Annotated in this window: 24 protein-coding genes; 7 read left to right on the plus strand and 17 right to left on the minus strand. The window is 42.5% G+C overall.

The genetic code is table 11. The annotated features are described in order from the left end of the window. Positions 1–288 precede the first annotated feature (288 nt). Genes PLH43_RS08105 through PLH43_RS08125 form a run of 5 tightly spaced genes read left to right on the plus strand, consistent with a single transcriptional unit; the run spans position 289 to position 4,825 of the window. Positions 289–2,040: a hypothetical protein gene (locus PLH43_RS08105; protein WP_324361899.1), complete on the plus strand. Its 1,752-nt coding sequence runs from the start codon at positions 289–291 to the stop codon at positions 2,038–2,040. Positions 2,041–2,078: 38 nt separating this feature from the next. Further along, entirely contained in the window at positions 2,079–2,267 is a 189-nt protein-coding gene (locus PLH43_RS08110; RefSeq protein ID WP_324361901.1) for a hypothetical protein, read from the plus strand. Continuing rightward, a complete protein-coding gene (locus PLH43_RS08115) occupies positions 2,213–2,728 on the plus strand; it encodes a hypothetical protein (RefSeq protein WP_324361903.1) in 516 nt (171 codons plus the stop codon). The genes PLH43_RS08110 and PLH43_RS08115 overlap by 55 nt, the downstream gene beginning before the upstream one ends. An 18-nt stretch (positions 2,729–2,746) precedes the next feature. Then, complete coding sequence (locus PLH43_RS08120; RefSeq protein ID WP_324361905.1) at positions 2,747–4,315, plus strand: AAA family ATPase; 1,569 nt, start codon at positions 2,747–2,749, stop codon at positions 4,313–4,315. An 18-nt stretch (positions 4,316–4,333) separates the two neighbouring features. Beyond that, the gene (locus PLH43_RS08125; protein WP_324361907.1) at positions 4,334–4,825 is read left to right on the plus strand and encodes a hypothetical protein; all 492 of its coding nucleotides are present in this window, start codon (positions 4,334–4,336) and stop codon (positions 4,823–4,825) included. Between the two features lie 198 nt (positions 4,826–5,023). On the opposite strand, the gene PLH43_RS08130 is transcribed toward PLH43_RS08125, so the two are convergent. The 17 genes from PLH43_RS08130 to PLH43_RS08210 all read right to left on the minus strand — a co-directional run bounded on the left by PLH43_RS08130 (position 5,024) and on the right by PLH43_RS08210 (position 20,220). Beyond that, positions 5,024–5,341 carry a type II toxin-antitoxin system RelE/ParE family toxin gene (locus tag PLH43_RS08130; RefSeq protein ID WP_324361909.1) on the minus strand — a complete coding sequence of 106 codons (318 nt, stop codon included), beginning with the start codon at positions 5,339–5,341 and terminating at the stop codon, positions 5,024–5,026. Continuing rightward, positions 5,319–5,609, minus strand: coding sequence for a type II toxin-antitoxin system prevent-host-death family antitoxin (locus PLH43_RS08135; protein WP_324361911.1), 291 nt, complete (start codon positions 5,607–5,609; stop codon positions 5,319–5,321). The genes PLH43_RS08130 and PLH43_RS08135 overlap by 23 nt, the downstream gene beginning before the upstream one ends. A 271-nt stretch (positions 5,610–5,880) precedes the next feature. Then, entirely contained in the window at positions 5,881–6,735 is an 855-nt protein-coding gene (gene nifH / locus PLH43_RS08140; protein ID WP_324361913.1) for a nitrogenase iron protein, read from the minus strand. A 20-nt stretch (positions 6,736–6,755) separates the two neighbouring features. Next, complete coding sequence (locus PLH43_RS08145) at positions 6,756–7,559, minus strand: ABC transporter ATP-binding protein (RefSeq protein WP_324361915.1); 804 nt, start codon at positions 7,557–7,559, stop codon at positions 6,756–6,758. Further along, positions 7,556–8,623 carry an ABC transporter permease gene (locus PLH43_RS08150; protein WP_324361917.1) on the minus strand — a complete coding sequence of 356 codons (1,068 nt, stop codon included), beginning with the start codon at positions 8,621–8,623 and terminating at the stop codon, positions 7,556–7,558. The genes PLH43_RS08145 and PLH43_RS08150 overlap by 4 nt, the downstream gene beginning before the upstream one ends. A gap of 81 nt (positions 8,624–8,704) precedes the next feature. Continuing rightward, positions 8,705–9,766, minus strand: a complete 1,062-nt coding sequence (locus tag PLH43_RS08155) for an ABC transporter substrate-binding protein (protein WP_324361919.1) — start codon at positions 9,764–9,766, stop codon at positions 8,705–8,707. Between the two features lie 24 nt (positions 9,767–9,790). Further along, positions 9,791–11,107 carry an aminotransferase class I/II-fold pyridoxal phosphate-dependent enzyme gene (locus tag PLH43_RS08160; RefSeq protein ID WP_324361921.1) on the minus strand — a complete coding sequence of 439 codons (1,317 nt, stop codon included), beginning with the start codon at positions 11,105–11,107 and terminating at the stop codon, positions 9,791–9,793. Between the two features lie 298 nt (positions 11,108–11,405). After that, positions 11,406–12,281 (minus strand): radical SAM protein, encoded by an 876-nt coding sequence (locus tag PLH43_RS08165; RefSeq protein WP_324361923.1) that lies wholly within the window; start codon positions 12,279–12,281, stop codon positions 11,406–11,408. Between the two features lie 11 nt (positions 12,282–12,292). After that, entirely contained in the window at positions 12,293–12,628 is a 336-nt protein-coding gene (locus tag PLH43_RS08170) for a NifB/NifX family molybdenum-iron cluster-binding protein (protein ID WP_324361925.1), read from the minus strand. 13 nt (positions 12,629–12,641) lie between these two features. Next, complete coding sequence (locus PLH43_RS08175) at positions 12,642–13,985, minus strand: nitrogenase component 1 (protein ID WP_324361927.1); 1,344 nt, start codon at positions 13,983–13,985, stop codon at positions 12,642–12,644. Then, positions 13,982–15,457, minus strand: a complete 1,476-nt coding sequence (locus PLH43_RS08180) for a nitrogenase component 1 (protein ID WP_324361929.1) — start codon at positions 15,455–15,457, stop codon at positions 13,982–13,984. The genes PLH43_RS08175 and PLH43_RS08180 overlap by 4 nt, the downstream gene beginning before the upstream one ends. After that, positions 15,402–15,746 (minus strand): GNAT family N-acetyltransferase, encoded by a 345-nt coding sequence (locus PLH43_RS08185; protein WP_324361931.1) that lies wholly within the window; start codon positions 15,744–15,746, stop codon positions 15,402–15,404. Before PLH43_RS08185 ends, PLH43_RS08180 begins: the two co-directional genes overlap by 56 nt. A 103-nt stretch (positions 15,747–15,849) precedes the next feature. Continuing rightward, positions 15,850–16,521 (minus strand): ABC transporter ATP-binding protein, encoded by a 672-nt coding sequence (locus tag PLH43_RS08190; protein ID WP_324361933.1) that lies wholly within the window; start codon positions 16,519–16,521, stop codon positions 15,850–15,852. Position 16,522: 1 nt separating this feature from the next. After that, a complete protein-coding gene (locus PLH43_RS08195; RefSeq protein WP_324361935.1) occupies positions 16,523–17,734 on the minus strand; it encodes an FtsX-like permease family protein in 1,212 nt (403 codons plus the stop codon). Then, on the minus strand, positions 17,706–18,140 hold the full coding sequence (locus tag PLH43_RS08200) for a DUF4418 family protein (RefSeq protein ID WP_324361937.1): 435 nt from the start codon (positions 18,138–18,140) through the stop codon (positions 17,706–17,708). Before PLH43_RS08200 ends, PLH43_RS08195 begins: the two co-directional genes overlap by 29 nt. A gap of 11 nt (positions 18,141–18,151) precedes the next feature. Then, positions 18,152–19,060, minus strand: coding sequence for a cysteine synthase family protein (locus PLH43_RS08205; protein ID WP_324361939.1), 909 nt, complete (start codon positions 19,058–19,060; stop codon positions 18,152–18,154). Next, the gene (locus PLH43_RS08210; RefSeq protein WP_324361941.1) at positions 19,057–20,220 is read right to left on the minus strand and encodes a PLP-dependent aspartate aminotransferase family protein; all 1,164 of its coding nucleotides are present in this window, start codon (positions 20,218–20,220) and stop codon (positions 19,057–19,059) included. The genes PLH43_RS08205 and PLH43_RS08210 overlap by 4 nt, the downstream gene beginning before the upstream one ends. A gap of 394 nt (positions 20,221–20,614) precedes the next feature. Here PLH43_RS08210 and PLH43_RS08215 point away from each other — a divergent pair, with 394 nt between their 5' ends. Both PLH43_RS08215 and PLH43_RS08220 read left to right on the plus strand, forming a co-directional pair. Then, entirely contained in the window at positions 20,615–21,061 is a 447-nt protein-coding gene (locus PLH43_RS08215; protein ID WP_324361943.1) for an Rrf2 family transcriptional regulator, read from the plus strand. Between the two features lie 399 nt (positions 21,062–21,460). Continuing rightward, a partial coding sequence (locus PLH43_RS08220) for an ATP-binding cassette domain-containing protein (RefSeq protein WP_324361945.1) occupies positions 21,461–21,819 on the plus strand: 359 nt, incomplete at its 3' end.

Consider the following 21,819-nt stretch of genomic DNA (forward strand, 5'->3'; position numbering starts at 1 on the left):
AAATACTATTGTCTTAACGTGTGTCAAAATGGGAAACAGGTCTTGGAATTTTTTATTATCAAATCTTTATGGATTCAATTGCCAATTTGTTGTAGACAGTGGTATAATAATTTAAAAAATGGTATCTGATGATGATTCTTGTACTGCTAAAACCAGAGTAAAAAAATTGGTGTCGAATTAAATCCAATGAAAGTATCTTCGTAAAAAGTTCTGATGGGCTGTTTGGTCATATTGCTGACTGACGTAAACAACCGGTACCAAAGGATAAAAAAATAAGGGGTGATTAAAATGGCAGATTCAATATATGGTTTGCAAAGTGCATTAAATTCCGTTAACAGAAATCTGAACATTGTTAATGACAATGTACGGCAAATGGCGGCAATGGTTGATCAAGTGCAAAACAGAGTAAACGTTGTCGACAATAACGTCAAGGTCGTTTACAGCGAGCTGGAAAAATTGGCCCATGAGTTCCATGCTTATGTTCAAAAGGCTGACCATCAACACAACCTTTCCGTTGCCGAAACCCGCCTTATAAAAATAAGGCAGGAGCTCGAAAACAAGTTTGGCCACTACAGCGAAGTTCGGCGTACCATTGTCGGCATACTGCAGGCAAACGATCTTGATATTATCCGCAAAGAAACCATTACTTCAGCCACAGAAGAATTGATGCTTTCTGCGCCGGGTTATTGGCTCGCACCCGCACTTGTCGCACTTGCGGCCTGGATAAACGATGATAAGGAGCTTGCCGACAGGGCAGTTAGAGAAGCATTACACCGCAACGATGAAAAAACCTCTCTTCTTTTCGCACTTATCTGCCGCCGCGCAGACAGGAAATCATCATGTCTTAAGTGGATTCAAAGGTATCTTGCCAACCAAAATGAAGAAAACTTGGACAGAAAAGCAATTATCATACTTGACGCTTTTGCATCAGGTCTTTTAGGAGTAGATTCTGAGGGTCTTGTTGCAAAACAGCTGAACGAGTGGATGATGCGGCTTGAGGATAAGCCGGGTTTCGTTGAGCAGCAAATAAAACAGTGGTCAGATGCAATTAATCTTAAACGTACTACATATTCCGGCGGATACGAATATCTTCGCAAATACAGCAAAACATGGCCAAAACTTCAGTATATCATGGAAGGAGCTTACCTTCACGCCAATTTGCTCAATTACTTTGAAAAGATCTTCAACAAGCAGCCTTCGGGTTCTGCTCTTAAAGAGCAGCTTGATGAGATACTTTATTCTCTTGTAACAGAATTTGATGATGAAGAGCTCCCGCTGCGTGAGGAAGAAAGGCTTAACCAGCTTATTGTCGATTACAACGGCAATCTGGCACGTGCAAAACAAACAATGCAGATGGAAAAGACAGCCTTCGAAACACATAAAGATTTTACACAGCTGTTAACAGACGCAGCGATGAAGCCGGAATTAGTCCATGCCAGCGTATCTACGCAGAAATTTGCAATAGCACTATCCCGCGATTGGATTGCTGCAGCCTATAACGATGTTACTGCAAAAAACCGTATGGAAATTCCCCATGAGATCGAAATTAACGTCGATAACTTCAACGAAACCACTATAGACGGAAAGAATGAACCCGAACTGTTAGAAAAGTGGGAGACTCTTGTCAATAAAGAAAAGGAGGAAATTTTGTCCCAAAATGTTCTTAATGCGTTTCAGAAGTTTTGCCTTTTTGGTGGAGCAGCCATTGGCATTATTGGGTTGACTGCTGCTCTTACCGGTCAGATTTTTCTCGGTCTAATTGCCATCGTCGGTGGAGCCGGCATGATTATCAACCACTTTACCAAGAAAAAAGCCATTAATGCCCACCGCAAGAAGATTGAAACCCAGTTTGCTGAAAAACTTGAAAAAGGTGCGCAGATTATTCGTGCTACCCTTGCAGAAGTGGTTGATTTCCGTTCCGAATTCGCCGAAAAGGATGGCGAAAGCAAGAAAGTTACCGACTTTTTGGAGCAAATCAAACCCGAACAGTATATCAAAAGACTTTCGGATTCTCCCCGCCGTATTCACACTACCGGCTGATAAAGTGTTTATTACTATTAAGACAGGAGGATATTCCAATGGATAAAAAGATACTATTAAACTACGATTCTGAGGAAGTATCTGCCAAGAATTTAAACTCCGATTCAAATAAAGAGTATGGAAGTATTCAGGATAACGAATCAAAATCACCCTTAGCATGCGGATTGCCTTCATGGAGCATAGAACCCCCGGCAATCGCAATTCGAAAGAAGGTGCGTATATTATAATGAATCCCAAAACATTGAAGCCGCCTGCTACATATGCTGAATGGGCGGAAGTGCTTGATAAGCTCAGAAAAAAAGAAGATGATCCCAGTGTTATTGAGGCTATGCATAAAGGTACATTAGTATGGCAATCGGGTGTTGCTGAGCGTTTTTCCCAAAAACTCATCGACACCATTAATGCCCGTATGAATTCCGCTGTTGATAAGTTCCAAAAAGATATGCAAAGATCAAACGGCCATGAGGAAGCGATTATTCAGGCGCTTCTTTCTCTTCGTAAAGAGTTCGGTTTCCTGTATCAGGCTATAAACTTGCCTGTTATCCCTGAAAAAGACATGTCCCGCTATTGCAGTCTCGTTCGTGAGCAAGCCGATAAAGCGCAATCCTCACTCGAGGATTCGGCTAAAAAGGACAGAACAGGAAAGCTGGCGAGCATTGTCAGAAACCACAAAGTAAACAATTTTTAACCATGGAGGAGAAAAAACATGAGTACACTTTCCCAGTGCAGAGAACTTATAAAGCGGTATTCGACAGCACGTATTCCGTTTATTGCAATAAACACAATCGAACGCGGTCGAACCCTCGAGCTTTTGAAGGAAGTTTCCAATTCTTTGTCCCTTACGTTTTACGTGCATACCCTTTCAAAAGGTACGTATGAACTTAGTACCGATAAGGTTGTCAATGAAGAAAAAACCGTTTATGGTGCAATAGATTTTATGAGCGAGCAGATGAAGCGGCGACAGTATCTTACTTTTGTCCTGACCGAAACTCCAGACCTTAGTACGGACAACAGTGATTCCCGTCAAATGCTTGATCTGGTTACCCTTGCCGAAGAATCCGGCGGTGTAGTTATTGTCCTTACGAATAATCCCATCTGGAATCAGCTGCAGCGCCTGGGCATGGTAATAAAATTGGATCCGCCAGACGAAGATGAGATGTATGAAATAATAAAAGAGTACATCGATGATTACAGAAATGAAATCACCATCGAATGGGATAATAACGACATTCGTGAAGCAGCTGCCGCATTGGCAGGCGTTACCCGCATAGAAGCACAAAATGTCATTGCATCACTTATTGCAAATAAAAAAATAACAAAGGAAGATCTGGCTGAAGTTCGTTCTTCAAAAGACAGACTTTTTCACAATATCTCCGGATTGGAGAAAATTAAAGTGGATCCAAATGTAGCCGATGTAGGTGGCCTTGACGGGTTGCGTAAGTGGCTTGATGAAAAAAGGCTGTTATTTACACCTGAAAAGCGTGATGAGATGCGCTCCAGGGGATTACTTCCACCGAGAGGCATTTTGCTTGTTGGCGTTCCCGGATGCGGAAAATCGCTATCTGCCAAATCAATTGCCGCGAAATGGAAATTCCCTCTGTACAGGCTTGATTTTGCCACTGTGCAGGGAAGCTATGTCGGCCAATCCGAACAACAGTTGAAAGATGCACTTACCACTGCTGAAAATGTAGCTCCCTGTATTTTGTGGATTGACGAAATTGAAAAAGGTCTTTCGGGTGTCGGCAGCAACAATGACGGCGGCGTTTCTACACGTATGGTCGGACAATTTTTGTTCTGGATGCAGGAATGCAAAAAGCAGGTGTTTGTTGTTGCTACAGCGAACGATGTGTCCATGTTGCCAAGTGAATTATTGCGCCGCGGCCGTTTTGATGAAATTTTCTTTGTTGATTTACCTACGGCAGATGAACGCAAAGAGATACTTACACTATATGCAAAGAAATACCTGAAAACAGAACTGTCTGCCGATCTATTTGACAAGATTATTGATATAAGTGACGGTTTCACCGGTGCAGATATAGAGTCATGTATGCGCGATATCGCATACCGTGTTTTAGCGAACGAGAATTTTCAATTAAATGATGAGAATATTATCTCAGCCTTTAGTAATGTTATTCCGTTGTCTCAAACTGCCCCGGAAAGGATTGAGGCTATACGCAACTGGGGAAAAGAACGGGCTGTTCCCGCTTCCGGAAGGCCCATTGGAAGCGCAACCTTCAAAAAAGCGGAGCTTAAGGTTCGTAAGGTTCTTGTTTAAAGTGAGGAGGAATAATAAATGCCAAAGCCTTTGATTAAACCATCACAAGTCCAAACTCAAAGCGATTCAATGTTAAGCTTGACTCAAAACAATGCTTCCACAAAAGTATCTACTAAAGAAGATAAGATGAAATTGGACAGATTGCTTCGCAAGCAACGCTCCGAAACTTATATGAATGCTGTCAGGCGCCTTGATGCAGGCGGCCATATATGTAATTCCCAATCAGCAAAAGAAATCATCGCTGCAATATGCAATGAGTTTCCTGAGGTTGAGCTTCCGGATTTCCTGCTGGGTATTGTATCAAAGTGTTACCTCGGAGAAAACTACGAAGTTCATACTCTGGATATCAAGGGAAATATAATCGAACACTTCCGTCGTGGCCAAAAGTTAAATGGCGGTTTGGAAAGAGCTCGTTCCATCGCAATACACGGCGGTTATGAATTTATTGAGGTATATGTGGACTGCTTGCGGGCGGTTAGCCCTAATGGAAGTGTCTCCGTCATCAAATAGTTCTATGAATTGGGCATCTGTTAGAAAACGGGACTTTAGAAAATTTGGTGCGTGCTAAAGTACGGATATACTCTTTTCTGGTGATTATCGGCAATACAAATCAGAAAAGAGTATTTTTATGTAGGAACGGCAAGTTTTATATAGTATTTGAGATAAAATTTAGCAATAGGCATAACAACGAAATTAAAAATAATCCATTTAATGTACCAGCCAACCATAATCCTGTCTACAATCCACAATATAATCAACAAACACTGTCTCGTCTTTGATTTGATACAGAATCAGATAATATTTTTCAACAAACATCTTATGATATTTATTTTGGGGTATAAACTCTGCAGTAAGAAATGGGAATCGTTCAGGCATTATAGAAAGAGAGCGAATAGCACTCATAATATCGTTTTTTACTTTACGTGCAGCAGCAGGACTTTTTCGTGCCAAAAAAAGTACGTGACCCGCTAACATTTGACGGGCACGTTCGGAAACAATAACCCTATACTGAATCTTCTTTTCCATATTCCACCTCGTCAATAATGCTTTCGAGATAGTTGTCCAATTCATCAGGTGTAACTCCGGCACGGCCAGCCAAGCGGTCTTCCTCAACGGCCAGCAGTTCTTCCCTTAATTTCAGCATTTTTTCCCGACGGGTAAAAGCCTCTATATCCATCACTACGAGATCCCCCTCGCCGTTCTTAGTGAGAAAAACAGGCTCTCCAGTGGACTTGCACAAAGCTGCAATTTCATTATAGTTTTGCCGGATACTTGCGGATGGCTTAATCTGCATAGTATCAACTCCTTATAGTAAAATTCTAATTATATTATACTCTTTTGATGCTATAATATCAATTAGTAATTATTCTATTTTACATAATGCTACGTAATATAGACAAATCCAAACACTCTTCTTAAGACACAGTGCAAATATGTCTGACACTATGGATTTCTAAATTGTTATCTATCTGTCCAAAAATCAAATCTTATTGATAAAAGTAATAATTCCACTTCATAAGATTTCGCTAAATAAAGCGGTCAACAGAAACTGCCGACCGCTCCAATCAAATTCGATAATCATCCTTCAGGGATTCCATTAACCCGTACTCCAGCAAAATTTCCTCCAAACGTTCCTGGGACATGGGTTTGGGTATTGTAAAATGAGTATTTTCATCTATCGCTTTTGCCAACAGCCTATATTCGTCGGCCTGCTTAGAATTCGGCTGATATTCGATAACAGTTTTTCTGTTGATTTCAGCCCGCTGTACCACATTGTCCCTCGGAACAAAATAAATCAGTTGAGTTCCCAATTCTGCGCAAAAAGCCCTTAAAAGATCGATTTCTCTATCAACATTACGGCTGTTGCATATAATACCTCCCAGTCTCACTCCACCCTTTTGAGCAAACTTTGCAATTCCTTTTGCGATATTGTTGGCAGCATACAACGCCATCATCTCACCACTTGCCACAATATAAATTTCTTTAGCCTTTCCTTCACGAATCGGCATAGCAAATCCGCCGCAAACAACATCTCCAAGTACGTCATAAAATACATAGTCCAAATCATCATCATAGGCACCCAGCTGTTCCAGTAAACCGATGGAAGTAATAATCCCGCGTCCCGCACATCCAACGCCGGGCTCAGGTCCTCCGGACTCCACACATTTTATTCCGCAAAATCCTGTACGCATAATATTTTCCAGTTTCACATCTTCCCCAGTCTCACGCAGTGTATCCAGAACTGTACGCTGTGCAAGGGTTCCCAATAAAAGCCTTGTAGAATCGGCCTTGGGATCACATCCCACCACCATAATTTTTTTACCGCTTTCCGCAAGTCCTGCGGTAAGATTTTGCGTAGTAGTAGACTTTCCAATGCCACCCTTTCCATAAATAGCGATTTGTCTTATTTCTTTACTCATATCTCTCTATCCTCCATAATCTATATAGTATATTCCGGCTGCGGCAATGCACTCGCCAAATGCAATTTTTCTAAAATACTCCGGCGAAGTGAGAGAAACTCGGTCCCTCCACGATGGCGAGGATGCGGAAGATTAATCTCCATGATCTCATTGATTTTTCCGGGCCGCGGAGTCATAACCACAATTCGGTCGGAAAGATAGATTGCTTCGTCCACATCGTGGGTTACCAGAATCATTGTCGTTTTATTTTCTTTATGCAACTCAAGCAATTTATCCTGAATATCGGAACGGGTAAAGGAATCTAAGGCACTCATGGGTTCATCAAGAAGCAATACCTTTGGATTATTGATTAGAGCCCTAGCAATAGCAACTCTCTGAGCCATACCTCCGCTTAACTGATGAGGGTAAGATTTTTCAAAGCCCTTAAGTCCGATCAGATCTATATAATGTGCCACACGGTCTTTATTCTCCTTATAAACATGGCGTGCCTTAAGTCCGGTTGCTATATTTTTCTCAACAGTCAGCCATTGGAAAAGACCCCCATTTTGAAAAACATAGCCCCGCTGCGGGTCCGGTCCGAAGATTTGCTCTCCGTTAAGAATCAGGGTTCCTGTTTCCGGCTTGTCAAGACCTGCTATAAGCCGTAAAAGAGTTGTCTTTCCGCAACCAGAGGAACCTATGATGGAAAGGAATTCTCCCCGGCGGACGGATAAATTGATATCCCGAAGCACCTCAACATGGCTTCCGGCGTCGTCATAATAAGTGTAGTTTACATTTTCTATATGTAAAATAACATCACTGATTACCGATAAGTTTTTGCTCATTCTTTAACCCATCCTTTCTGCCACCGGAGCACATTTGCCCGAATCAACCCCAGTATTTTCATAATTAGACTAAACAGTACGGCCATAACGAGAATGGAGGCAAATACCTTATAGTAGGCAGACCACGCCTTACTTAAGTTTATGTAATACCCTAATCCTCCCGGCTGCCCCATCATCTCAGCCATCACCAAAGTTGTAAAAGCAAAACCATTGGCATTGGAAATACCGGTAAAAATGTGGGGCATGGCCTGAGGCACTGCAACATGGAATACTAAAAATGGCGTTTTTGCACCCAGTGTCCGAGCCACTTCAAACTGATACTTTGGGGTGGATTGTATGCCCTGTGCTGTGAGAGCCGCAATGGAAAACCATGCACATATTACAATAAGAAAAACAGCTGCTAAAAACGGAGACGGGAAAAGAGTCAGTGCGAAGGGCATCCACGCTACGGCAGGAATGACACCGGTAATCTTTAATATTGGATATACCCAATAATATACCTTTGGAAACCAACCGATTAAGATTCCCGTGCCCACCCCAAACACCACACCAAGAGTAAATCCAACCAAAAAAAGTTTAATGGAGTAAAGGGTATTTTGTAAAATGAAATCCCCTTCAATCAAAAAGGATTCAAGAATTTTTGCCGGTCCCGGAAAAAACGGCTGCGGTAATAAAAGAAGCTTTGTCCCTAATATATCCCAAACTGTAATGGCCAGACCCAAAGCGAAACGAAAGGGAGCCTGCCTGGAGAATTTATCTCTTCGCACAGGATCAAAATATGAAAGTATTCCTATACCGGCATAAAACAAAACAATTGCTACTAAGACCAATCGGTAAAGCAAATTAAATGTAAAGGGAATCCCTGCAACAAAATAAGTTTTGATTTCCACATTTGCCACTTGCTTTACCATAATATTGGCTGCTATTGCTACAGTAAACCCTATTAATGTCAGTGCAAAATTAGTACCCCAATTTTTAGCCGAAACCGTTTTTAGTTTTCCATATTGTTGCTTTATTTTTAATTCCGAGGATGTTAGGTTTTGTAGTTTTATTAAATTATACATAGCAGAATACCTCCTGTGGGTTGTTTATTATTTCCGCCCGGATTCTTTTGGTCACCGGGCGGAAACAACCTTTGACGAATGTTATGAACCCAGGTTAATGTCAATCTCTACATAAGCATCCTTTGTGAAAGCGTCAGGATCCGTTTTTAAATATCCAATTTGGTTCAATTGCTCGGCAAAATAGAAAACATTGTCGCGAACTTGCGTTTTATTCTTTTCGCGTTCGGCATAAGAAGGATATTGATAGCTTTTTATTAGCTTAATGGCTAATTCTCTGTCTTCAATCTGTGCATATTTACCGCTTATTATAATGTCGACTGCTTCTTCCGGGTTTTCCGAAATCCAGTTTTGAGCTGCCCTATATGCACGGAGCAATGCTGCAACCTGTTCAGGTTTTTCCTCAAGCAGCTTTTCCGAAGCATAAAGGAAACAGCAGTATTTTCCGGCAAAAGGTTCATGCTTGGAAATATCAAGAATTACGCGGAAATTTCCCGTCTTTTCCTGAACAGACCCAAAGGGATCCCACAGCGCCGCCACGTCGACTTCCCCTTTTCTCAGGGCTTCCACTGCCAGGTTTCCGTCGGAGAAAGGAAGGAACGTAACTTCTCCGTCCTCCTGCTTTGCAGAAATTCCGTTTTTCTCCAGCCACACGGATGCCACCTGGTGGGGAGTGCCGCCTATTTCATCAACGCTGATCTTTTTTCCCTTAAGGTCTTGAACCCCTTGAATCGGTGAATCTTTCGGAACAATCAATTTTATGCATCCATAGTGGAGACCGTCCACCACCTTTACCTTCACATTGTTTTCAATAGAGGGAAAGAACTGAAAATCTCCGTTAACAATCGGGATGGTACCGTTATTCAAACCGATTTTACGCGTTTCGGTATCTGCGGAGATAAGGTTGACATCAAAGCCCTGCTCCTTAAAAAAGCCCTTTTCATATGCAATATAGATAGGTGCACCGCAAAGGGAGCCGTCTTTACCGGGGATATCGATTTTTCCGTATTTATATTCTACTGCAGATGTCCCCGTTTTCCCGTTGTTCTGGGTCCCTCCTGTATTCGTCGCGCCACATCCGGAAAGCAAGCTTATAAAAATGGAAAACAGAGCAATTGCACTGATCAATTTTATAAAACCTTTCATGATAAAACACACCCCTTTACAAAATTATGTATTAGCCTTTTCAAACGCCTGTTCCAAATCCGCTATTAAATCCGCTGGATCTTCAAGACCTGCCGATATGCGAATTAAGTTTTCGGGAATATCGGCAATTTTTTTCTCTTCCGGCTCCAACTCACTATGAGTGGTCTGCGGAGAATTTACAATCAGGCTGCGGGCATCTCCAATATTGACATGATAATGAAAAAGCTTCACTGAGTTCAAGAAAGCTTCCCTTTGCTCCGTTGTTCCTTTGAAACCGAATGACAGGATGCCCCCTGCTCCCTTTGGAAAATCCCTTTGTGCCAGCTCATGATACGGGCTATCCTTCAAACCGGGATAACGAACCCATTCCACCGACTTGTGAGTTTTTAAGTATTCTGCCAAGATACCGGCATTACGTACTTGTTTTTCAATGCGCTCAGACAGGGTTTCCAATCCGATTAAAACAAGGTAAGCGTCAAAGGGCGATAGTGCAGCTCCAAAGTAATTCAGATAGTTAAAGCGTATCCTGCCAGTAAACGGAGCTTCCGGAAATACTTCGAGAAAACTGCGGTTGTTATCGTTAATATCCCGCAGGGTATAATACTTTTCCGAAAACTGAGGGAATTTATCGCTCTGCCAGTTGAATTTACCGCTTTCCAGTACCAGTCCAGCAATAACGTTTCCGTGCCCTGTCAAGCCTTTGGTGGCAGAGTAGACCACAATATCAGCCCCATGGGAAATAGGGTTATACAAGTACGGCGTTGCTACCGTATTATCTACAATCAAAGGTATGCCATGTTCATGGGCGACTTTTGCAATCGCATCAATGTCCAGAAGAACGCCATTGGGATTGCTGATGCTTTCCACATAGATTGCTTTAGTATCGGGCTTAATTTCCTCCGAAAGCTTTTCAGGATTTTCTATATTTTTAGCAAGATCAAAGGTTATGCCGAATTTAGGATAGACTTTTTTAAAGCTATCTGCACTGCCGCCATAGAGATAGGGAGAAGTCAAAATACGTCCTCCACCCTCTGCAACATTGAGCAGAGTGTAACTTACTGCTGCCATACCGGAGGATAGTGCCACCGCACCGCTGGCTCCGTCAAGGGCCGCAATTCGTTGTTCCAGTACACCAACCGTAGGATTTCCAATGCGGGTATAAAGGTTTCCCAATTCGCGAAGTCCAAATAAAGCTTTTGCATGCTCCACATCGCGAAAATCAAAGGAAGTGGTCTGATATATGGGCGGCGATACGGCATAGTTATGCTCCTTTGGATCATAGCCCGCCCGCAGTCTTTGCGTATCAAAACGATATGAAGTTTTTTCTAATTCATTTGCCATGTTAAATCTCCTCCTATAAATAAATTTAAAAGTATACATCGGGGCATTTCCGCCATGTCACAGTCACTACACATATCAAACCACCTCCTAAAGGATTGATAAATTTACTGCTTTATTTCATCAAGTTATACTTGTTGCAGCTATTGCTTTTATTTTTCATCTATTCTAAATTATACCAGACCATTTTAAGCTCCAAGCCACAAAGCTATCTTGGTTTTCAATTATGTTAACTTCCAACTTGTTCAACATATAGAACAATAGCATTCATAAACTCTTATGTTTTGGGCTATGCTGGCTTTTAGCCATGGGAAAAGGTATTTTCCAATTTTACAGGACGAATATATAACTTTTCGGATATATCCTTACCGCCTGGAATTCCGGCAGCATCTGCCCTGCAACGCTGGCAATGCCGGAATACATTGATATAAGCTTGGGCTTCTGACCTCACTTTGCTGATGAGATCACATCCCGGCGTGGTGCACCAGCTTAGCTTGTGCTGGGGAATCAGCGGAATTATGTTATAGATTTTTGCTCCGTGCTGTGCAACTGTCTTTGCCACTTCCACCACATGATCCGCATTGATCTCCGGAATTAGAACCGTATTTACTTTTACGGTTATTCCCGATTGGGATACTTTCTTAATTCCGGCTAGTTGATTTTGAATGAGAATTTTCGCGGCTTCAATTCCTTTATAGCGCTTGCCATGATAGACAATGTCCTCACAAATCTGTGCCTGTATTTTCGGATCAACTGCATTAACAGTCACGGTAAGGCTGTCAATACCCACATCAATAATCTCATCAGCGTATTCCGGTAAAAGAAGGCCGTTCGTGCTCATGCATTTTATAATATGGGGGAATTCCTCTTTGATAAGGCGAAAGGTTTGCAGTGCATAAGGTGTTGCCAAGGTATCACCCGGTCCGGCCACCCCTGCCACAGTAATATCGGGGCAAAGTTCCACCGCTCTTCTCACTGTCTCTACAGCTTCCTCTGGTGTAATAATTCCGCTTGCAACACCGGGACGGTTATCCGTATCATTGATGTCACGCTTGCAAAAATTGCAGGCAATATTGCACCCGTAAGATACCGGCAAATGAACACGCCCCTTATTGTTTTTAGCTCCCGCTGCAAAGCAGGGATGATTTTTTTTCAGATCTTCATATGTAAATGCCATAAAATTCCCCCCTAACTGTCTTCCTTAAGCAAGTTGCCGCCTACCAACTGGGCAAGAATCTCTTCCACCTCACCGGTTGCCTCAAAGACCCTTTTACCTTTGGCTATCATAACAGCTGCCGCAGCCTCACCTATTTTCAAAACAAATATTGCATCACAATCGTCCAACACTGAAATTAGATGGTCAAACCCGCCTTCGCAATGACCCTGACATTTGGCAGCCGTTTTCCGTGTCTCAACAAAATATGCCTCTTTATCCACGTCATATATCTGCCAGTATCTGGCCGAACCAAAGTGTTGATCAATGACAGTGCCGTCAAAGCTGGCAAACCCAATACGGTAACTCATACGGCCTCCCTCCCTACGCGTAGGTTGAAAGAACCATCTGATAGATGTCCTCTATAACCCGAAGCCCTCCTGTAAATCCTGCGTAATTAGTTGTCATGACCAACCGGTAAGGAGAAGGTATAGCAGCTGAAAGAAAATCATAGCCTTTTTCGTTTGCCAGTTCCTTATCCCATCCGGAGCCGATGATAAGACCTCTACCGTTATGATGGATGCCCCGTAAAATCTCCTGTGCCTTTCCCGCATCGGGCTCAAAATAAAGCGGAATTTCCTTTTTATCGCTGGTGCTTTTCAAATCGGCCCGAATGGCTTCATGAAATTTTTCCGGTGTGGCATCGGTAATGAATTGTTCCTTTGGTACAATTCCCACCTCGTGCAGTAAGAACTTAGACAGTGCAACAACATATCCCGCATCATGAAGAATATGAGCATGGTTGGGAAGACCGTAGCGAAACTCCAAAAGGAAGGTGGCAAGGTTATCAATCTCCTCATAGTAGGCATTGGACTCGTGCCGGATAAACTCCTGGGCTGCTTCCTTGTCAATATCGGCTCCTTGTTCGATTGCAAATTCCACAACTTGATTTAGGAACGCCTCCGTTTGATTGGCACCAATGGGAATGTGATGAAACCATGTATATTCCTGCCCGTATTTGGATTTGAGATGATCCGCAATGGGTTTTCCGTACCATGGGGAAACCAAAATATTGAAAAGCGCTGTCGGTATGGACTGCCACTCTTTTACCCCTCCCGACTGGGGTCCGAATAATACGTTGGCCTTTAGCCCAATACCGGCAAGCAGACGTTTGTATTCGGCCAGATTACCCTTCCAAAACGGATCCTGATACGGGATGGAAGCTATAAGATTCACCGTGTTTTTCTGCGACTTTGGCTTATTCTCCTCTTCAAACCCGCTCACATACTGATCGATAATGGCATTAACCACAAGACTGTGAGCTTCAAAATTGGTGGCCTTAAATCCCGCAGTTTCCACGGATACAATCGGCTTACCCTCTTCGGCAAATTCAGAAACCACGCTATCCACATCGTCTCCGACAATACCGGCAGTGCAACCGGTCAAAACCACCTGTAAATCCGTATCCAATACTTTGTAGGTATTTTTTATAATATCCCTCAGCCGGTTGATTCCACCAAACACAACTTCCTTCTCAGTAAAGTTTGTGCAGGGAGATGTGCACCCTCCGGCGTATCCCGTTGACCGTTCAAAAAATCCGGCAATCATCTCGCCGCAGCCGGGACCGGAATGAAGAATCGGCACGGCCCGCGGAATGGCCACCACAGTCTGCAGAGCACCGATTGCACAGGTAAAACGTTCTTGTTCAATCAATCCTGATCTACTCATTTACCGGCACCTCCTTTTAGGAAATAATACGGCGGCTGCTCAAACCACCATTTGGTGTATGGATTGATGGCATGCTTTTCGAGGTTTTTGACAAATTCATCGTTTTCGATAACTTCTAAAAGCCGCTCACCATAATTGACCAGCCCTTCATAACCCATGGAGTAATGCTCATCGCCAATTAAAAGTGACGGAATACCCAGTTTTGCTCCCCACAGTGTCATGCCGCCATGCCGGGCCAGCAATACATCGGGACGGATACGGTTTAAGGCATTGACCAGCTCAAATTCCTGCTTGTTGCAAACATTGTAGTTAAAAACATTTCCATAATCGGCTACACGCTGTGCCAGTTGGTCGTTTTCCTCACGTCCGCTGTCATAAATGGGGTCATGATGGAAAATCGCTGCACCGACCGCTTTCATGCCAAGCTCTCCCAGCACATCCAGCAACGCATGGCCATGGGCCGCACCTGCTGTTACATAAGCCTTTTTCCCGGCTAATTTTTCCCGCAGGGCTTCGATTTTGGGCAGATACTCTTTCTTTTTTTCTGCAATGATTTTTTCAGCAATTTCTTCTTTGCCGAGAATCTTTCCCAACGCCCGGAACCATCTATCCGTTTGTGCAATGCCGTAAGGTGGTGCGGCAGGAATTTCAGGAACACCAAAATCCTGTTCCAGCACTGCCCCAAGATAGCTTCCCAGCGTGGAGCAAGCCTGAACGGTAGCAGCAGCCTCACTGGCATATTTTAATCCGTTTACTGTTGAAAAAGGAGTTATGTAATTTGGTTTTGCACCAAAGGGAGCAAACCATTCGGCAAACACATCGCTGCCCCAGAAATTGATCACATTAATCATGTCATCCCGCCGCGCCCTAGGTTTTTGAATTAGCTTGCGCGCAATACCGTGATAGGCTGCGTCAAAGCCTGTGGTCCATACTTTGGAACGAAATCCTTCGCAAAAGATGGCTACCACCGGTATTCCCAACTCCTCTTCAGCTTCGTTGCAAACACTCTCCACATCGTCGCCGATAATTCCGGCAGCACATGTGGTCAATACAAAAATTGCGTTGGCCTTTGTTCGTTCATATACCTCACGAATGGTATTGGCAAGCTTTATATTTCCTCCGTAAACCGTATCCTTTTCCTTTAGATTGGTGGAAAAGATGCGGCGTGGTGTAGGGCGTTCAATACCGCGCAAAGGATAATTCACTCGATATGTAAAGGCAAATTCATGCAGACAGGAAGCACAACCCACCGGACCGTGGCTGATGACTGCTCCATCCTGAATTAACACAGTCATACAAGCCGCTTTTGAGGTAGCACATCCCAGACATTGGCTAAAGGAACGTTCTTTATCCTTTAAGCCTAATTCGCGGGCTTCTACCAGTTCCTCAGCATCTCCTTGATAACCCGTTATTGAATTAATACGAATTTCCCTTATCTGTACTTCCGGAAGGGATAAATTTATTTTTGACATTTGTCATCACTCCGTTCGCTAAAGATTCCAAACTTTTTTCACTCATTCGATATGTACGCCGGTCTAAAAGGGGAGCTGCCCCCAGATGCTTATAAAACCTTGAGCTGCTTTTATTGTCCTCAAGTACATACCAGTCAAGCCGTTTCGCACCCATTTGTAAAGCTATTTTTGCAAGCTGTTTCATAAGTGCTTTACCAATACCCTTACCTTGATATTCTTCTTTCACAAACAGGTCTTCTAAAAAGAGGTTTTGCCGTCCGGAGAAGGTGGAATATACGGGATAAAACAACCACCTCTTCTTTTCATATTAATCATATATGATTACTATGTTTAAAAATATTACACTTCCTTATAGGCAATGTCAAGTGTTTTTTATTAAACTTATATGAATACTATGTATTAAGGGATTTTAATTTTCCGTTGTCCATTTGATAAACATGTTTTCCATAATGAATGGTACTAAGATCATGGGTAACCAATAGAACTGCCGTACCTTCATTGGCGATATCAGAAAAAAGGTGCATAACTTCATAAGTAGTCTGAACATCCAAATCATTTGTAGGTTCATCGGCCAAAAGAAGTTTCGGTTTATTCATAAGTGCCCTGGCTATGGTGACCCGCCGAAGTTCACCCCCGGACAAGTGCTGTGGATAGGCATTGGCCAAATGCGCAATGCCAAACTGCTCCAAAAGGGATAGCACTCTCTTATCGACATCTCCTTGACGTTTTTGCAAATAATGCGGTAAACGAACGTTATCAAGAACCGACAAATTCGATAAAATACTATGTCCTTGCGGTATATAGCCTATATAGGAGTTGCGAAACGCAGATAATTCCCTGTCCTTCAAGGACATGATATTGCAGCCGTCAATACTAATCTGGCCGTCGGTTGGAGAAATCAGTCCGCCGATTAGATTCAAGAGGGTACTCTTTCCGCTGCCGGAACGGCCGATAATAATGGCAAAATCACCTGAATTCATTTTCAGCCCAACATCCTTGACTGCGAAAAACGGCCGGTTGCCCCGGGTATATTCCTTGCTGAGATTACTTACTTCAAGCAGCATTCTACTCCCCCTCCCTTAATGTGAGATAAGTTTGGGAACGGCTGACTTTAACGGCAAAATAGGCTGAAGCAATTGGGCCAAGGGAAAAAGCTACGAGTAATGTCCCCAGTAAAATAGCTATAATCCAAAGAAGAGAAGGCTGTATGTAAGGCAATCCTATGCTGTCGCCAATGAAAACATTAAAGGGGAATACAAATATTGCTGCAAGCATAGTTCCTATAACACCGCCCAACACGCTGATATACAGCGACTCCCAAATCAAAATGGCAGCAAGCTTTTTCGTTGTGGCACCCAGTATCCGCATAATAGCAAATTCCTTTTTTCGTTCATTGGCTGAGGCTGAAAAAACCACCATCAATATTACCAATGTTACCCCCAAAAGCACCAATGCAAAAACATGAAAGAAGGTTATAATATTGCCAAGGCTCTTTGAAATGCCGGTAATTAAATTTTGTGTCCTCACAATTTGGACACCATCCGTTTTTCTTCGGATATTGGTTATAACTCGGTCTATATCGTACCCTTCACGAACTTTAATCAGTACGGATGAAATATAGGTATCAGAATCCGTATCCTCCAAAAAGTAAAAGCCTTTTTCTTTTGCACCGGAATATAGGTCTTTAAGGGTTTCCATAGTAGCAAATACGGATTGATCCAATCCGGTCCCCGTTTTGTCAAGCTTTGCGGCCACGGGATATTCTTTATCGAAAAATTTAATGTGCTTGTTATCCTCAATCATAATATCACTTCCGATAATAACAGCACCGCTTTCAAGATTTCCCCCCAGAGTTTCTTGAATCCACGGTTGAATTGAAAAATCCGTAGCCGGATCAAATCCCACAATCTGCACAGGAAGAGAACAGCATCCTGTACTTAGTGAAATGAGGTAAAATTGTGTTGACAGTTTGGAAATACCCTCAACTTCCTGAATCTTTTGGGCAATCTCTTTATTAAAATAAAAATAGGATGGCTCTCCGGTTAAAAGAATAGATTCCTGTTCTCCCCCATGCCCAAGGGGAACCACAATCAAATCCGCACCAAGCCTTGCTTCTACACTGCGAAGCCCGTTCTTCAGGCTAAAGGACAGGACAGTTCCTCCAAAAAGTGCAAAAGACAGGATTGCAACTACCAATATTAATGCAAAGGTTCGAAAGGACTTTTTTCTGAGATTTAGAAAGGAGATCCTATTTGAAGTCAATGCATATGCCATCATAAATTTCCCCTTTGCTTTCAAATTTCCACAAGTAAACCGTATTTATACCGGCAAAAACTACAAGAGCTATGCCTATTAAGCTTAACACGGGAAGGGTTAATGACCGGCAGGTCATGTGTACTTTGGAACAAACACCCGTTATATTATTGGGAAATAGAAAGGCCAATATTCCAATGGGAATTGCGGCAATATTCAACCCTATTCTAAATTTCCTATTCTTTATTAATAGCATCAAGACACCCACAGCAATTGTCAGAATACCCAGTACAAGTTCTGCTTTTGCCGTGTTCTGGCATCTCATAGCCATCATTGAAGCTTTACAAACCGGAAAAATTAAATAAGGTCCAACAGCCAGTAAAACACCAAATACAAGATAGACAATACCTAGAAAAACTTTATTTTTCATCTTTGTTCACCTCACAAAAATAGATTTTTGGATAGATATCGTTCACCCCTGTCAGGCAACACTGTAACAATGGTTCCGCCCTGAATGCGCATGGCAAGCTTGCGTACCGCTGCAAGATTTGCTCCGGAGGACGAGCCGGCAATAATACCCTCATTTCGCGCCAGAAGCCTGGTCTCGGCAAAAGCCTCATCATCACTGACCTTTATAACATCATCCACAAGAGACATATCCATCGTGTCTGGTATAAAGTCGTTTCCAATGCCTTCTATGTCATAATCACCATGCTCTCCTCCTCCCATCGTGGAACCTATGGGGTCGGCAAGAATACCTTTAATATCCCGCTTTTGTTCTTTTAAGTAACGTACAATTCCCGCATATGTACCACCGCTTCCTGCACCAGCGACAAAATAATCTATATCTTCCCCCAAATCAGTCCAAATTTCCGGGCCGGTTGTCTCGTAATGGGCCAATGGATTTGCCGGGTTGCGGAATTGCTCCAGTGAAACGGCTTTAGGAATGGACTGCCGCAATTCCTCCACTTTTAGTTCCGCCCCCAACATTCCTTCTTCACGGGGTGTGTTAATTACTTCTGCACCAAGGGCGCGGAGCAGAGCCTGTTTTTCTTGCGAGAATTTAGTCGGCACCACCATAATTAACCGATAACCCCGGTTAAGGGCGGCAAAAGCAATGCCCAGTCCGGTATTTCCCGCAGTTCCTTCCACTATCGTGCTGCCGGGAACCAAAACGCCTCTTTTTTCCGCGTCCTCAATCATATATTTACCGATTCGGTCTTTTACACTGCCACTGGGGTTATATAGTTCAAGCTTGGCATATACGCGGACGCCGTCAGGAAAACCGGAATGGCGAAGGCGTACAAGAGGTGTGTTTCCTATAAGTTGTTGCATATCATCATACTTCATAGTACTCGAGCTCCTTCTATAGCAGAAAATAAATCGTTTTGTAAATCATCATAATTTTCAATACCCACCGACAAGCGGACCAATGTATCCGTAATACCTATCTTTTCACGTATTTCCTTTGGAATAGATGCATGGGTCATGCTTGAAGGATGGCAAACAAGACTTTCAACACCGCCCAAGCTTTCCGCAAGAGCAATCATCTCTAAACCTTCAAAAAACTTGTTGATGTCATAATTTTTATGTAATTCGAAGGAAATCATGGCTCCGCCGTTTTTTGCCTGCCTCTTTTGAATTTCATATCCTTGAGCAGATTTTAAGCCGGGATAATAAATGTTTTTAACTGCCGGATTGCTCTTTAAAGCCTCTGCTATTTTTTCTGCATTGGCCACATGGGCTTCCATGCGCACTGCCAACGTCTTGATACTGCGAATGAGCAAAAAAGAATCAAAAGGCCCGGCAACGGCTCCCACCGCATTTTGTATGAAATGCAGCTTTTCTGCCAGTTCATCATCTTTTACAACGACAAATCCCGCAATAACATCGCTATGTCCGCCTAAATATTTGGTTGCCGAATGCACGACGATATCCGCACCAAGCTCTAACGGACGCTGCAGATAAGGCGTCATGAAAGTATTATCCACTACAGTCAGCGCGCCTTTGGTTCTCGCAATTTCTGCTGCCGCCGCGATATCGGTAACTTTGAGCAATGGATTAGCCGGGGATTCAAGCAACAAAGCCTTGACATCCGAAGTAAAGGCACTTTCAAGTGCTGCTAAATCAGTGGTGTCTACAATTTTATAGCTAAGCCCGTACTGCTTGAAGATCTTATCCAGGATTCGGAAAGTTCCTCCATACACATTGTCGGAAATAATAACACTGTCCCCGGATTTGAAGAGATGCAGAACCGCATCGATTGCCGCCATACCGGAAGAAAATGCAAATCCCCCGGCTCCTCCCTCCAACTCTGCAATCAGGGCCTCCAAAGCCGCCCGCGTGGGATTTCCCGTTCGGGAATATTCCCAATTTGAGCGGGGCTTGCCCAAACCGTCCTGTTCAAAGGTAGAAGTTTGATAAATGGGGGTATTTACCGCACCGGTATGGAAATCTCCATAAATGCCGCCATGGATAACTGCCGATTCAATATATTTGTAACGTGCCAAATCAATCATTCCTTTCAATATTAGTAGTCTGGGCGTATTAAATCTGGATGCTTCCCTTCTAACAAAGTTTTTTTCCGATGTGATTCTTTAGGTTCTTAGAGATTATGGACATACCGGTTACCTCCATTTATAGAAATTTATTATTCATATATGTTTTATATGTTTTATCATAAACTTTTTATTCCAAATTGTCAATATAAAATTTACTATTCATATATGTTTTATTTTTTTTAATGGAAATGTATTAATAGATAAAGTATTGAGCAGAATTATGAAGCAAGTATAGAACCTGTTCTTATAAAAGGAAAGGGATAAAAAGGAAGGCCTATTGACAATACAACTTTCTCCTTTTATCATAATTACATACTATATATATATGAAATGAGTGATAAGGATGAGAATATCAGCAAAAGGACGATATGCCCTGGCAGCGGTTATCAGTATGGCACAGCAATATAACAACGGAGAACATATTACGGTAATTAGCATTTCTGAAAAACTGGGAATATCTAAAATCTATTTGGAGCAGGTATTCTCCTTGTTAAAAAAAGCAAAAATCGTTAGTTCCACCAAAGGTACCCAGGGCGGATATCTGTTAACAAGACCACCAAGTCAAATAACCGTACTGGATGTATTGTTGTCCGTCGAAGTATCGTTATTTGAGCAAGCACAGGAAACAGTTTCGGATAAAGCCCCCGATATTGAACAAGCCCTTCGGTTATCGGTTTTTGAAGTTTTGGATAAAAACGTCAGACAAACTCTCAGTACGATTACAATTGCAGACTTGGTCGTAGAAGCAGAAAAGCATAAAGATTATAGCGCCATGATGTTCTACATTTAATAAGATCAATTTCTTGGCCAATTCACCAAAAATTTGTGAATTGGCCAAATTTATTATTGACTTTTTTGTCTTTAATTCATATAATTTATATATGATTAGTATGTTTTTGGTCTGGGGTATTTTGAAAGAAAGGATGCACAATATGAAAAACACAATTAACCTTATGATAAATAATAATATGAACTGTTGTATGAGTATGCGGGCTATCTGTATGCCCAAATTTCCTACCGGTGGATAAATCTACCCTTCTGTGCTTTCTGCAGTCGGGATTGGAGTTATCCCGGCTGCTTTTTGCATTATTTGGGGTAGACAGAGAATTTAGATTTAGCATTTCATTAAAAACATCATTTAAACTTGTGATAATGCTTTAATAATTTCAGCGGAAAGGAGAAGCACAGAATGTCAAAACCGACGCTGTGCGAAATGGGTGTTATGGATAATTATATTCAGATTTCAGGCGTACATAAAACCTTCCGTACACACAACGGCCCGCTTCAAGTACTAAAAGGAATTGACTTAACGGTGCGGGAGGGTGAGATATTTGGGATTATAGGATTCAGCGGAGCAGGAAAATCCACACTTGCCCGATGCATCAACCGGCTTGAAACGCCGGATTCAGGAAGTATCAAAGTGGGAGGCGTTGAAATACTCAATCTTTCAAAAAAGCAACTGCTGCAAGAGAGAAAAAAGATTGGCATGATTTTTCAAACCTTTAATTTGTTTGAATCCAAAACCGTTTATCATAACATTTCCTACCC

Source organism: Acetivibrio sp., assembly GCF_035371925.1.
Taxonomy (GTDB): Bacteria; Bacillota; Clostridia; order Acetivibrionales; family Acetivibrionaceae; genus Hungateiclostridium.

Coding starts and splice junctions, on each gene's coding strand:
- PLH43_RS08105 (WP_324361899.1), top strand. CDS start 289: ATGGCAGATTCAATATATGGTTTGCAAAGTGCATTAAATTCCGTTAAC.
- PLH43_RS08110 (WP_324361901.1), top strand. CDS start 2,079: ATGGATAAAAAGATACTATTAAACTACGATTCTGAGGAAGTATCTGCC.
- PLH43_RS08115 (WP_324361903.1), top strand. CDS start 2,213: ATGGAGCATAGAACCCCCGGCAATCGCAATTCGAAAGAAGGTGCGTAT.
- PLH43_RS08120 (WP_324361905.1), top strand. CDS start 2,747: ATGAGTACACTTTCCCAGTGCAGAGAACTTATAAAGCGGTATTCGACA.
- PLH43_RS08125 (WP_324361907.1), top strand. CDS start 4,334: ATGCCAAAGCCTTTGATTAAACCATCACAAGTCCAAACTCAAAGCGAT.
- PLH43_RS08130 (WP_324361909.1), bottom strand. CDS start 5,341: ATGGAAAAGAAGATTCAGTATAGGGTTATTGTTTCCGAACGTGCCCGT.
- PLH43_RS08135 (WP_324361911.1), bottom strand. CDS start 5,609: ATGCAGATTAAGCCATCCGCAAGTATCCGGCAAAACTATAATGAAATT.
- nifH (WP_324361913.1), bottom strand. CDS start 6,735: ATGAGTAAAGAAATAAGACAAATCGCTATTTATGGAAAGGGTGGCATT.
- PLH43_RS08145 (WP_324361915.1), bottom strand. CDS start 7,559: ATGAGCAAAAACTTATCGGTAATCAGTGATGTTATTTTACATATAGAA.
- PLH43_RS08150 (WP_324361917.1), bottom strand. CDS start 8,623: ATGTATAATTTAATAAAACTACAAAACCTAACATCCTCGGAATTAAAA.
- PLH43_RS08155 (WP_324361919.1), bottom strand. CDS start 9,766: ATGAAAGGTTTTATAAAATTGATCAGTGCAATTGCTCTGTTTTCCATT.
- PLH43_RS08160 (WP_324361921.1), bottom strand. CDS start 11,107: ATGGCAAATGAATTAGAAAAAACTTCATATCGTTTTGATACGCAAAGA.
- PLH43_RS08165 (WP_324361923.1), bottom strand. CDS start 12,281: ATGGCATTTACATATGAAGATCTGAAAAAAAATCATCCCTGCTTTGCA.
- PLH43_RS08170 (WP_324361925.1), bottom strand. CDS start 12,628: ATGAGTTACCGTATTGGGTTTGCCAGCTTTGACGGCACTGTCATTGAT.
- PLH43_RS08175 (WP_324361927.1), bottom strand. CDS start 13,985: ATGAGTAGATCAGGATTGATTGAACAAGAACGTTTTACCTGTGCAATC.
- PLH43_RS08180 (WP_324361929.1), bottom strand. CDS start 15,457: ATGTCAAAAATAAATTTATCCCTTCCGGAAGTACAGATAAGGGAAATT.
- PLH43_RS08190 (WP_324361933.1), bottom strand. CDS start 16,521: ATGCTGCTTGAAGTAAGTAATCTCAGCAAGGAATATACCCGGGGCAAC.
- PLH43_RS08195 (WP_324361935.1), bottom strand. CDS start 17,734: ATGATGGCATATGCATTGACTTCAAATAGGATCTCCTTTCTAAATCTC.
- PLH43_RS08200 (WP_324361937.1), bottom strand. CDS start 18,140: ATGAAAAATAAAGTTTTTCTAGGTATTGTCTATCTTGTATTTGGTGTT.
- PLH43_RS08205 (WP_324361939.1), bottom strand. CDS start 19,060: ATGAAGTATGATGATATGCAACAACTTATAGGAAACACACCTCTTGTA.
- PLH43_RS08215 (WP_324361943.1), top strand. CDS start 20,615: ATGAGAATATCAGCAAAAGGACGATATGCCCTGGCAGCGGTTATCAGT.